This window comes from Helicobacter rodentium ATCC 700285 (assembly GCF_000687535.1).
GTDB classification, from domain to species: Bacteria; Campylobacterota; Campylobacteria; order Campylobacterales; family Helicobacteraceae; genus Helicobacter_D; species Helicobacter_D rodentium.
This window is the reverse complement of record NZ_JHWC01000005.1, coordinates 140,328-153,644: the sequence shown is the minus strand read 5'-3', so window position 1 is coordinate 153,644 and position 13,317 is coordinate 140,328. Positions and strand designations below refer to the sequence as shown.

At 34.0% G+C, this 13,317-nt stretch carries 11 protein-coding genes; 1 reads left to right on the top strand and 10 read right to left on the bottom strand.

Features of this window, described 5'->3' with window-relative positions; genetic code table 11:
• The 7 genes from BS85_RS11710 to BS85_RS11385 form a co-directional block, all read right to left on the bottom strand.
• Nucleotides 1-1,517: cytidylyltransferase domain-containing protein (locus BS85_RS11710; RefSeq protein ID WP_051604705.1), on the bottom strand; the 1,517-nt coding region annotated here is incomplete at its 3' end.
• Between the two features lie 4 nt (nt 1,518-1,521).
• Complete coding sequence (neuC, locus tag BS85_RS0105365; RefSeq protein ID WP_245596296.1) at nt 1,522-2,682, bottom strand: UDP-N-acetylglucosamine 2-epimerase; 1,161 nt, start codon at nt 2,680-2,682, stop codon at nt 1,522-1,524.
• Nucleotides 2,648-3,694 (bottom strand): N-acetylneuraminate synthase family protein, encoded by a 1,047-nt coding sequence (locus tag BS85_RS0105360; protein WP_026943893.1) that lies wholly within the window; start codon nt 3,692-3,694, stop codon nt 2,648-2,650. Before BS85_RS0105360 ends, neuC begins: the two co-directional genes overlap by 35 nt.
• A gap of 69 nt (nt 3,695-3,763) precedes the next feature.
• On the bottom strand, nt 3,764-5,893 hold the full coding sequence (locus BS85_RS10355) for an alpha-2,8-polysialyltransferase family protein (RefSeq protein ID WP_051604704.1): 2,130 nt from the start codon (nt 5,891-5,893) through the stop codon (nt 3,764-3,766).
• 142 nt (nt 5,894-6,035) lie between these two features.
• On the bottom strand, nt 6,036-7,523 hold the full coding sequence (locus tag BS85_RS10855; RefSeq protein ID WP_156938062.1) for a hypothetical protein: 1,488 nt from the start codon (nt 7,521-7,523) through the stop codon (nt 6,036-6,038).
• Between the two features lie 150 nt (nt 7,524-7,673).
• On the bottom strand, nt 7,674-8,840 hold the full coding sequence (locus BS85_RS0105345; protein ID WP_026943892.1) for a DUF6716 putative glycosyltransferase: 1,167 nt from the start codon (nt 8,838-8,840) through the stop codon (nt 7,674-7,676).
• 284 nt (nt 8,841-9,124) lie between these two features.
• On the bottom strand, nt 9,125-9,340 hold the full coding sequence (locus BS85_RS11385; protein WP_156938061.1) for a hypothetical protein: 216 nt from the start codon (nt 9,338-9,340) through the stop codon (nt 9,125-9,127).
• Between the two features lie 73 nt (nt 9,341-9,413).
• Between BS85_RS11385 and BS85_RS0105340 the strand changes: the two genes are divergently transcribed.
• Nucleotides 9,414-10,382, top strand: a complete 969-nt coding sequence (locus tag BS85_RS0105340) for a glycosyltransferase family 9 protein (protein WP_026943891.1) — start codon at nt 9,414-9,416, stop codon at nt 10,380-10,382.
• A gap of 356 nt (nt 10,383-10,738) precedes the next feature.
• Here BS85_RS0105340 and BS85_RS0105335 read toward each other — a convergent pair whose 3' ends face one another.
• The 3 genes from BS85_RS0105335 to BS85_RS0105325 form a co-directional block, all read right to left on the bottom strand.
• Nucleotides 10,739-11,131 carry a hypothetical protein gene (locus BS85_RS0105335; protein ID WP_026943890.1) on the bottom strand — a complete coding sequence of 131 codons (393 nt, stop codon included), beginning with the start codon at nt 11,129-11,131 and terminating at the stop codon, nt 10,739-10,741.
• 444 nt (nt 11,132-11,575) lie between these two features.
• Entirely contained in the window at nt 11,576-12,472 is an 897-nt protein-coding gene (locus BS85_RS0105330; protein ID WP_084310185.1) for a YihY family inner membrane protein, read from the bottom strand.
• A complete protein-coding gene (locus BS85_RS0105325) occupies nt 12,472-13,314 on the bottom strand; it encodes a biotin synthase (protein ID WP_026943888.1) in 843 nt (280 codons plus the stop codon). Before BS85_RS0105325 ends, BS85_RS0105330 begins: the two co-directional genes overlap by 1 nt.
• Between the last annotated feature and the right edge of the window lie 3 nt (nt 13,315-13,317).

Genomic DNA, 13,317 nt, shown 5'->3' with positions numbered 1-13,317 from the left:
TCTTCATCTGAAGTAAATATTCCAAATTTTTTTGGACAATCCTTCAACAATCTAAACATACTTCCAGCATAGCCTATATTCTCTTCATTTTGGAATACATATAAATTCGGATATTCCTCTTCTAGCTTTTTAAGTGCTTCATATGTGCCATCTGTTGAAGCATTATCGATAACCCTAATATGTACCCATTGATTTACTTTTTTGATTTCTCTAATTGTCGATATAACAACCTCTTTTCTTTGGTAGGTTGGTATTAAAACTTCAAAAAGATCTAATAAATCTTTTGGTGCTTCTATAGTCTTCTTGTTGTAAGTGCTATTAAGAGAACAGTTGTATTTTGCATAGGCTACCTTAAATCTTTGGGGAATCCCTGTATTATTTTCGTGACAAAATTTTTCATATATTGGATAAATTTGAGTTATCAAGGACAAATATTGCATATCTTCAATTTTGCACAAAAATTCCAAAATAGCTTTAGCCATTCTCCCATCAACCTTTTTATTTGCCAAAGCCTCTTGCACCACCTCAAAACACGCCGTATCATTATTTAATTGAACATAACTATTAAAAAGATACAAATAGGCTTGTTTTGAGCTTTTTGTTGGGAATTTGCTAACAGATCTACTCAAATATTCTATGGTTTTATCAAACTCTTTTGCTTTAAAGAAACAAACTCCAATCATTTGTATAGCCCCAAAATTACTTTCTTTTTCCTCCAAAGAGAAAACCTCAGTCGCCTGAATATATTTTTCCTCCTTGTATAAAAGCGTGGCTTTTGCCATATTTACGCTTAGAATATCCACCATTTCTTTAATGTTGCTATTTATCTCTTTGTTCACTGCAATCTCCTTTAAAATATTTTCTGCACATTCAAGATCTTTAGGTGTATCAATGTCAATACTATCTCTTTCATTCATTTCAAACAAGACCAATTTGTTTTCAAAAAGAAATTTTGTTTTCAAAAAGTTATGGATATTGCATATATATATTGCACCATTAGGAATATATGCCTTGTCAAGCTGTTGCCTTGGCTTTACTAAGTCGTCATACGATGTAATAGGATAGACATTATCTGCATTTTTAGCTAACATCTTTTGCGGACAATCACTCACTGACACAACACTCACCAAAGTAGTAGCATTATTCTTTTTATAAAGTTCCCAAGCCTCTTGAATATGCATCGCATTTCTCAAAGGAGACGTTGGTTGGAGCAAGGCAAAACAATCGTATTTATCCTTTGGGATTTCTTTTAGCACATGATCAATCACATCTATACTACTAGCGGTGTCTGTGGCTAACTCATGAGGTCTCTTTAATGTGCTTATTCCTTGTTTGGATACCAATTCTGCTATTTCATCACTATCAGTAGTCACGATTATATCGCTAAAAATTTTTGAATTTAAAGCAGCTTCAATTGTGTATATTATTAGCGGTTTTCCACTAAGTGACGCTATATTTTTTTTTGGTATTCCTTTACTGCCTCCACGTGCTGGTATAATAGCTAATATTTTTCTCATTGTTTTACTTCCTGTCAATAAAATATTTTTGCCTAGAAATATTCCACAGCCGATCGCTTTCTAATATTTTTTTAAACTTATGCGCACTATCACCATTGCCAAAATGATGATTTTCTGTATGGAAACATTTTTTATCTATCTGCCTTACTGATTTTATGGCTTGTTTAATTTCATCTTTGTTATAATCAACATCAATAATACTCTTAGCGGCTCCGCGCCCATTTTGTCTTGTGCCGATATTGATACTAGGAATATTAAAAAATGGTGCCTCCCTAATGCCGGCACTAGAGTTTCCAATAACAGATACTGCATTTTTCATTAATGATAAAAAATATTCAAAACGAATCGAAGGAAAAATCTTAAAATTCTTTAAACCGTTAAGCCTTGCATATTGTCTTAATATCAAATCGGAACCCATATCATTGTTAGGGTAAATCACAATATAATTCTCATTTGCATTTTCCAACAAAGCATCCACTAGCATTGTAGCATACTTTTCGAAATATTCTATCTCTGTTGTAACAGGATGAAATAAAACGATATGAAAACTCTCATACTCAATCAAATATCTCTCTTTTACAATTGCAATATTAGGCAGATCAGAACACATAACATCTATATCTGGAGAACCCAAGACAAAAACACTATCCTGCGATTCTCCCATTTGCATTACCCTATCTTTTGCTTCCTTATTAGAAACTAGATGTATATGGGACATCTTGGTGACAGAATGTCGTATTAACTCATCAATTGTACCGCTTCTTTCTCCGCCCTCTATATGGGCAACCAAGATATTATTAATGCTGCCAACTATTGCTCCTGCAAGTGCCTCCACTCTATCCCCATGAACAATAATTAAAGTTGGCTGATATTCATGGACATATTTGGAAAAACCATCAATGGTATTTGCTAAAATAGCCTCCATTGATTCCCCTTCGACTTGATTAATAAATTTATATGTTTGGGTTGTAAAATTTTCAACTTCCTTGAAAGTGCTACCATACTTTTTCAGCATATGCATACCAGTTACAAAGACACTATAATCAACAAAATCAATTTCAGAACAAACTTTCAGCAAACTTTTGATTTTCCCAAAATCCGCTCTTGTACCAGATAAAAAAACAATTTTTTTAGTCATTAATGTCGTCCCATTCCAAATGTTCATCGGCACCAATATCCCTACTGGCTTTCTTGCCTAAAATATCATTAAACTTCTCAGCTTTAATAGGACCAGTTCCTGGTCTTTTAACCCATATATTATCCATTGTAAAGGTTTCCCCTTTTTTAATGTTCTTAATCGAAACGACAGTCGCAAAAGCAAAATCAATTGTTACCTGCTCTTCCTTTGCAGCCTCTTTAATCCCGCCTCTCATTAATGCTATTTCTTCCACTCCAACAATCAATTCTTTAAGCGCAATAGGATCCATTGAATTAATAATATCTGGACCCGATCTTTCCATTTTATCCGTAAAATGCCGCTCAACAATACTAGCCCCTAAAGCAACTGCCGCAAAACACGCCCTATTGCTTGTGGTATGATCTGATAGTCCAATTACCGCGTCTTCAAATGTGTTCTTTAACGCCTCCATACCGCCCAATCTCACAAGATGAACAGGAGTCGGATAAAGATTTGTGGTATGTAATAACGCATAAGGTACATTGTATTTTCTTAATATTTCTACAGTTTTGTGGATACTCACAATATTATTCATTCCAGTACTTACAATCATAGGCTTTCTAAATTTTGCAATATGCTCAATCAAAGGATAATTGTTGCATTCTCCAGAACCTATTTTATAAGCAATTACACCCATTCTTTCTAGCCTATCAGCGGCTGCCCTAGAAAATGGTGTGCTAATAAATAACATTCCCTTGCTTTCAACATAGTTTTTGAGCTCAACTTCTTCCTCTTCGCTTAAGGCGCACTGCTCCATAATATCATAAATTGATATACTAGCATTTCCAGGAATGACCTTTTTGGCTTGAGCACTCATCTCATCTTGAACAATATGTGTTTGATGTTTTATAACCTCAGCTCCTGATTTATAAGCCGCATCAACCATTGCAAAAGCAGTTTCCAAAGAACCACCATGATTGATTCCTATCTCTACTATCACCAATGGTTTAAAATTCAATCCAACTTTCCTGCTCCCAAGTTCTATATAAGGCAATTGCATTTTTCTCTCCTCAATCGCGGCAAAAAAATCTATAAAACACCAAAATTATAGCGAAAAAATAAGATTAATTCATTTATTTCGAGAATAAAACCTTAATAATTCCAATAACACTACTATAATCCCCCCCCCCCCGCCCACTAACCTTTCTATATCCTGTGCGCATTTCTTCAACCTATCATTCTCTAAACACTCAATCAAATTCCCCAAAATATCCTTCACATTGCCATATGGCAATTCATCTAAGATCATTCTTTTTTTGCTTTTATTATTTTGTATTTGCTCTATCAGCTCTTGATATTTTTCTTGCAAAAGGATTCTTCTATTATACTTCTGAAACAAATAAGCATTGCTGCTTTCAATTCCCGCAATATAATCACGAATAGCATCGTATTCTCCACAATAATACAAATATGCCAAAAATACACATTCTTTTACAGCAACATCTTCTATGCACTCTATCTCTTCGATATTAATATTAACACCCTTTCCACTATTTTTTAAGCATATTTGCACAATTTTGATTGCAGTGTGATATTTTCTTTTGTTATTCTCACCCAAATGGCTATATAACTCTAAAGCCCCATTCCAATCTTCCAAATAAAGCATTTTTTTTAGTTTGATAGCCTTTAAATCAAGATGGAGCGACATCCCTTTATATTTCAAACTCAATTTCTCAAGCTTCTCAATCCTTTCAAAATTACCATTTCTCAAAAAATTATCCAACAATCGCATTAATTCTTTATAAATCAACTTACTCTTTTCTTCATCAAATACAATATTTAATTGCATTATCTTAATAATAAGATCATATTCCTTAAAGTCGTTTTCTAACATGCTCCAGCAATATAGCATATTGTATAATATATCAGGTTTGCACAAGAAGTCTATATTTGTTGTAATTTGACCGTAATAAAAAACAGCTTTTAAAAATTTACCTTCAACAAAGCTTCTGTCTGCCATTTCTATTGCTACATTTGATTCATCAATTTCTAATTCATTGCTATTGATATTACTTTCAACAATATCTTTCGCCGAAGATACCATTCTAATACCGACAAAAGTTCTTTGTAGCTCACTAAGATGTGTTGATAACATTTGTTTTTGCGCTTCATCAAGGAAACCCAAGCTCCTTAAAAACATTGGGGCAATAGAATATACCATTGTATTTTTATTTATGATTGGACAATAAACTAAAGAAGTGGAAGTTAATCCTACCAACATTCTAGTGCCAACAGCAAATAGTATATTTTCAACCAAAAAAGCTTTATCAGATATAGATATTATTTTATCCCCCAATTTTCTCTTGATGATTTCTTTGCGAAATGATGATATCTGATTGGGGGTTTCTTTTGGATGATGCTTTATGAAAACCCTTGTTTTAAATGAAGCAGCATATATTTCTAAAATATCTAATATTCGTGCCGCAAAAATATCAAAATCAATGTCAAATCTTTGAGAAACAAAAATAATATCTTGTGAAGTTATTGCATATTCTTCTATAATTTTGTTGATTGATTCTCCAACATTCAAATTAATATGAGCAAAAAATAAAATATATTCATTAGCTTCAAATACATTTTTTAACTTTTCAGGAAAAGCAACATAGATTTTATTAAAATTTTCAACCAAAAGATCCTTATCAATACCAAATAACTTACAAACAATTTTGGTATGCAAACCCATTCTCACGACTGGACTATTAATATATATTTGATTATTTTTTCTTTCAAATTTGTATGTTGCTGTTCCTTCCTCCATTAGATTAATCGACACACCTTTATCTTTCATATATTTTGCAAATATCGCATAGTGTCCTTCTATGCTAAGTAGATATAACTCTTTTGCTGTTATGCCCTCACATAGTCTTTTATAAATATATTTTATTTGCTTAATTTTTCCCGGAGTCAAATAATTTGGGGATGCCATTATTTCAACACAAATAATATTTTCAAATTTATTTTTATCTGCTTGTTCAAGAACAAAACTAGGCATTTCAAGATTCTTGTTTGTATATCCAATGATCAATAAATTGTTAGACAACTTTTCAAATTCAATTAAAGTTTCAACTTGCCGAAGCTGTCCCAAATGCGATATATAGAAAACATTATCGCATTTATTTTCTTTATTTGCATCATAATAATATGTTTTATATTGTGGTTTTACCAACATTCTTTTAATATCTAGCATAACTTGTTTCATCTTGCTCACCTTTCAAATTCAATTAAAGTTTCAACTTGCCGAAGCTGTCCCAAATGCGATAATGTTTTCTATATATCGAATTTGGGACAGCTTTGGCAAACCTACTTAAGGTTTGCCAAAGCAAACTCCCGCCGCCCACCAATTATCCCGCACTCTTTTTTTTCTTTAACTCTCTCTTTAGCCTACGCACTTCTTTGAAAAAGGCGAGATAAGCAAATATCCCCCCCCCCCCCGCAGAATTAGCAGCAATAAATGCCTCCCCTAATTTATAAGTAAAGCTTTCTTTTTCCTTTAGGGCTTCTTTATAATCTGCATAGGATTCTAACTTGGGGAGTTTCAAAGCAGGATTTTTTGCGATTGTCTGTTTGTATTTCTCTTGTTCAAATTTATGCTGGGCTCTGATGAAGCTTAACACATAAGGCATCCTGATATATCCCCACAAGCTTTTAGAGTTTAGAATCATTGCAGAACCTAATTTGTAAGCCAAGTGATTATGAATTCTATCTTTTGCTGTTATACACAATTTAAAATCAGATAACTTTTGTTTGGATTCTGAATCTTTAGCTTTTTGCGATGTGGATTCCTTTGAGACACCCTCCAACTGCTTTTGTAATTGTTTAATTTGTAACTGTTTAATAATATATTCTTGTTCTAAATTTTTAATTTCTAATGCTTGCTTCTTAAAATTATGCGAATCAATTACCTCTCGAGATTGCTTTAAGTCTTGAGCAACGGAAGTTATTTGATTTTTCAAATTTGCATTAATTTGTTTAAGGTTTATCAGTAAATCCTCATTTGTATAAAGCTTTACATTTGTATCACAAACTGCAGTAGGAAATATTTTTTTAAAATATAATTCTCTAACCTTAAAAGCATATTCTTTAAATTCCTCAAAAGACATCTTCACTGCTTGGCTATCCAAAAACTTCATATCGTTATCGTTTTCTTGTTGCGATACTATAGAATTATAAAGTTTTTGATAGTATTGCTCATTTTTCACATCATCAAAAGGGAAAAAAGCTGCTGTCCCATGAGTGTCAATAGCTTCCAATTTTATTAACTCCACTTTTCCTCGCAATAATTCACAATGATAAGCGTCAATCACTGATTTTTCACCATATACAACGAAAAAGTCATTTTCCCTTTCATTAAAAATTTTATCAATACGTCCACCACCGCCTAAAGCAAAAAAATATTTATAAAAGTAATTTGCCTCTGACAAAGCTTTCAAAGTCTCACAACTTGGGGGGGTTTTTTCGCTTACTACTAAATCAATCATTGGCGAAAAAGCAGTAACTTGGACTTTACATTTCAAGCGATTTCTTATCACTGCATCTTTCAGTCTTTTTCCAAGCACCAATGCCCCACTTGCACCTTTAGAGCTTCCCACCAAGCAAACTAACGAGTAACGATTTACCCGAATCAAATCCAAAACCATTTTTACAAAAAAATCAACACCATACAAGTAATAAGTCGTATTGCCTCTAGTAGACATATAAATTACATCCCCTAAAAAACGCTGGGATTTAAATAAAAATTTCCTTGGATGTGGATGCAAAGTAATAGTTAAGTATTTATGTTCTGAACACTTCTTAAACTCATAGAAATATAAAGATTCATATACTTCCAAAGCCCTCCCTAAAGAATCCAAAGAATTTCGATAACGAAAAATATCTTCTGCGCTTTTGGATTCTATATCTTTATAATGCTCAACATCTCTTTGACATTTGTTTAGGTATTCTTTATTTGGTTTATACATAACAAAACTCCTTTAAAAAGTTTAATAAAATTTTATTTTTTGATAAAAATAAGGAAATCTCTCTTGTGAATAATACTGCTTAATCGCTTCTTTATTTTGCTTAAACACCTTTTGCTTAATCAAATCTTTTAATTGTCGCACTTCATCGCTTGTAGCAAAATTGCAATTTTCCTCTTTCCATTTTTGATTAACTCGTGGAATCTTATCATTTATCCAATCGTCCAAAGAAGCCAATAATCCACTTTCTATAAAGTCATGATTGCCAACATTTTTACCTATGCCAAAATCTTTGATCACAAGAGTAGGAATTCCGAGATTAATTGACTCTATTAAGGCGGTTGAATGGAAACCTAGACACAAATCGGCTTGCAGAAATAATTTCTCAATAGGTTCATCGCTAAATACTACATTTTTGGGCATTTTTATAGAAAAAACTATACGCCACTTCCAAGGTTGTAAAATTTTATATCTCTCAAAATAAAAATTCATATGGTTTTTATTTGCAATACTTCTTTGTTTAATAATGATTTTTCTTTCAGGATATTTTATTGCGTATGCATAAATCTTATTCATAAAATATCTTTGTTGCTTACGTTGTGATGGCATATTTGCCTGACCCACAATCAGTGTTGTCATTTGATTACAATTACGAGACCTACTCTGCATAACCTTCTCATAATTTCTCATATAACCAAACAACAATAAACTGTCGCTTTCTATTGATAACGCCAACATTTTTTTCTTAAAAGCAATAAAGTTGCTATAAGAATTAACGCAAATAATATCAGCACCCACGCGACACAACAAAGCGTGCAAATCATTACAATCCGTTAAGCCATTCATTCCAGCAACCACAATAGGTCTTGTATGTTCTACGGTAAAATATTTTTGTAATTTATGCAAAAAATAAATATTTTCTGTCCCACCCATAGCCAAAATTATAACTTGAATTTTTTCAAAAACATCTATATCATCGAATATTTCATTTCTATTCTTATAATATTTTAAAAGATAGTTGCGTTCCAAATAAAATTGAATTTGCTTGAAATTGTCCTCTCTATGATATACAACAATCTTTTCAAACTCACTTTCAAGGCAATGAGCCATTGATAATCCCCATTTTAATCTAGAATCAAAATCCGAAAATACCAATAAATTGCCTTTTGTTTGTGCCACACTTCTTGGCATTTATACTTTCCAATAACAAAATTTATAGTTAAATACTACAATAAGTTTGCTTAATATCGAAATAAAGGTTTTAATTATGGATTACAAATGAGTTAAAATAGAATCCCAACAATTTATAAAATTAAAAATAATTTCTACCAACCCAAAGAGGTTAAAAAATCCACAAATAAATCAATGTATATGTTGCGACTATAAAGAAGCAAAAAACGCCAAATCATAAATACCAAATTATTATATTTTGGGGTTTATTGCAGTCTTTTGTGATTCCGCCTCATATTCCATTACTATAAAAACCTCAATTTTCTTAGAAAAATATGGTAGTTATCTATCATTAACAACAAGGGAAACAAATAAAGCAATCCATAATCAAACATACTTAAAAGATTCCATATTTCGCCCCACCTTGTCATTGCAAGATTCTGCATTAGTGGAATCGTGTTGCTATTCTCATAATTACAAAAGCCTATTATTGCATCACCACAAAGAATAAGTAAAAACAAAAATGTTTCAAGCCCTCTGTTGTTCTATTAATGCTATAATTCTTTTATAAAATTTGTGATTTTAAGGCTATGAATGAAAATTTTACTCATTAGAAACGATAATATTGGGGATTTAGTCTGCTCCACCCCTTGTTTTGAAGCACTTAAGAAAAAATATCCCCAAGCACAAATTGATATTGTTGTAAATAGCCTTAATGCGCCTGTTGTTATCGGAGAGGAGGGGCGCAATCCTTACTTGGATAAAATTTACATTTACACCAAAACGAAACACATAAGGGGAATTTATAACAAACTAAAAGCCTTGTTTTACAAAGGTTGGATTCTATTTTGCCTTTTTAAAGAGCGTTATGATGTGGTTGTCATCTTGCGAATAGCACCCTCTAAATATTCTAGCTTGTTTGCTAAATGTGCAAGAGGAAAAATCTGTTATGGAGCAGGGAGCAAAGAGGATTCCAAAGTTAAAGGCATACCAAATTTTGTAGAAACCCCCATTATACACCACCACGAAGTAATGGTATGCTTGGATATTTTAGCACCATTAGGCGTAGAATATGGAGGAGAGAAAACCGCTTATGCGTATCCTAATGCTTATAATAATATAGATACACCCCCTTATATACTTTTCCATATCTCAAGCAGACGCTTAAAAGACAACCCCTATCCTTTAGAATCTCTCCAAGAGATTATCCAAGCCCTGCCTTTTGTTGTGGTAATAGGAGATAGCGAGGATAAGTTAAGGTGCGAAACATTAGCAAAATTAGAAAATTGCGAATACAAAGCCACAAAAACACTTGATGAAGTCGCAGCTCTTGCTAGGGGAGCTTTGCTGACACTTGCCTTTGAAGGCGGTATAGCTCATATCTTTGGAGCTTGTAATGCCAAAGCAATTACGATTTTTGATAATATAGATATTGCTAGATGGGGGACTTGGGGGCAGATTGAATGGTGTTTGCAAAGTGAAAGCAAAAAAGCTAGAGATGTCAAACCTCAACTCATTATAGAAAAAGTTTTTGCCTTACTCCAAAAAGATTCTATTCATTAAATCCTGTTATTGCGAGGAATGAAAAGACAGAGCAATCTATAATATTGCGCACTTGAGGGATTCCACCACTTCATTGCGAACGCTAGTGAAGCAATCCATAATCAAGCATACTTAAGAGATTCCATATTGCGCCCCACCTTGTCATTATAAGATTCTGCATTAGTGGAATCGTTGCAATCCATAATCTTGCAAAAATCAATTTCTACAATAGAATCTTTTAATTAATTCAACATTATGGATTGCCACGAAAATTTTTCAAATTTTCTCGCAATGACGCAATGGTTAATATTCTGTCATTGCGAGGCATTAGCCGAAGCAATCCATAATCTCGCATAAAGGAAAGAAACAATGGAATCTTACGCCTTAATCCCTTGTAGAATCTCGCTTAAAATGTCAATGGCTTGGGATTTGCGTTTCTCAAAATGCTCTGGACTTTCTGTCTGCCCTAAATAAGTGCTAGGTTGCATATCAGTTGGAGATTCTATGATAGAAATCAATTTTGCAATATCGCTTACGCTTTGCGCTGGTGAGCCTTCCCTATGTCGTAATATCCAATTTGCCCCACCAATAAATGCAAAGAGGCTTGAAGCCTCTTCTTTTTTGCCTTGTTCTTGCAAATCTCCTAAAACTTGTGTCATAAGCAGTTCAAATTCACTACGAGAATCAAAATCGTTTGGGCTAGAGACTTGATTGATTTGGTTTGTAATAGTGATATTTCTACCGCTATAAGCATTAATAAAAGATTCCATAGCTTTTCACTTAATATAAATTTTAGCACTCATTGTCGGTTCTGGGTTGATAGAGCGTGAAGCAAAAACAAAATCTCCACTAGAATCGCTATGTAGAATCTTAAGCAAAAAGTATGCCATTATTAAAGATTGTATTGCAAACACTTCGGTGAGATTCTATATTATAGATTGCTTCGTCATTCACTGCGTTCATTCCTCGCAATGACGAGGTGGTAGAATCGCAAAGGTTGCTTTATCGTCATTGCGAAGCGGTGCGTAAGCACAACGAGCAGTCTAAATGAAAGAATCTCGCCTTTAGAGATTCCATTGCAGAATCAAGGGTTGATGAGATTATAGATTGCCGCGAGATTTTAACAAATCTCTCGCAATGACGCAATGGGAAGCTTAAAGCGGTTTAATATTTAGCGGAATCCCATAAGGAGGCTAAGTTGCTACAAACTCCCTCTACTCGCTTTGCGATTCCAACTCTTGAATAAACACTTCGTCAATCCCGCGGCTAAGGCTCATTCCAAAAAGTAGAATCGCCCACGACAAATAAACCCAAATAAACAAAAAAAGTAAGATACTAAAAGAGCCATAAAGCGTTAAATAGGCTTTGTTATAAAACACATAATAGACAAATCCCCATTTGCAAATAGACCACAAAAGCGCGGTGATAAGGGAGCTTGTTAAGGTGTTTTTGTTACTAATCTTGGTATTTGCAGAGATTTTAAAAAGCATAAAAAACACCGCCCACGCCACCAAATAAGGTGTAAGCTGAAAAAACCAAGCAATCGAAGCACTATAACCTAATTCTTGCAAATACGCATACGCTTTGGTGCTTAAATAAATGGAGAATAAAATCCCAAGCGGAAAAAGCGTCATACAAGTCCAATATACAGAAATAGAATCCCAAAACCCGCGCCCTTTCGTATGAAAAATTTTTCCGGCAATGTCTTGATAATTTTTAAAAAACAAAATAGAAGTTACAAAGGCGTAGATAAACCCCATTCCACCAAGCTTAGTGGAGTTTTGCAAAAAACTATCCATATAGCTTAAAAAAACATCGGAATGCGTAGGGATAAAGTTTGTGATAATGAGATTCTTGAAACTCTCTAAATTTTCTTTAAATTCTGGCATTGCGGCAACAAGTGAAAACACAATCAAAAGCATAGGTAAAAGCGCGAAAATCGTATAAAAACTAAGGCTTGAGGCATAATACAGCAAATCGCCCTTTAAAAACACATACAAATAGCGCACGAGTATCCAAATTTTCGCGCAAATGCTTTTGAGTAAATCTAGGCTAAAGAAAGTTTGGAATCGCAAAAGCTTCGGATTCTCTTGTGGGTTCTTTGCTTCCATTATTTCTCACAATTTGTTGCAATTCCATATCCATAGGATTGAATCCGCTCCACTTCCTCTTTTGGCGTGTTGCCTTTTGTCGTGAGATAATCGCCCAACACCACCGCATTAATCCCGCTTTCAAAGAGTTGCTTTTGATTCTCGCCAAACACGCGCTCCCTGCCCCCTGCAATCATCAACCGCACATTAGGCAAATATTCCCGCGCTAACTTCACGCACTCCAATGCTTCCTCTTGACTTAGAATCTCTTGTTTTAGGGGTAACGCGGGATTGGGGATAAAAAAATTAATCGGGGTGGTATGCGGTTTTAATGTTTGCAAGGCATAGAGGAAGTCCATTCTATCCTGCCAACTCTCTCCCATTCCAAAGATTCCACCACAGCATATTCCAAGCCCTGCTTTTCGCGCATTTTCATTTGTTTGGAATCGCTCCTCAAAGCTGTGCGTGGTGCAAATGTTTGGAAAGAAATTCTGGCTTGTTTCTAAATTATGATTATAACTCGCAATTCCCGCTTCTCTTAGCTCCACTAGGGATTCCACACTAGCAATTCCATTGCAACCGATTAAATGCAAATGCAAACCCTCTTTTACAATCGCCCTAGCAGCCTCTGCAATGTATTCTGTGCGTTTAGAATCCAAATTGCGCCCACTTGTAACAAGACAAAATCCAAGCGCACCATTTGCACTTGCCCTCCTTGCTTCCTCCACAATTTGGGGAATCGGCTTGTATTTATACTTGTCAATCTCTGCATTATACTTCGCGCTTTGTGTGCAATATGCGCAATCCTCCGCACAACTTCCACTAGAAACATTGCAAATACTGCATAAAAAAATCTCTTGCATTTT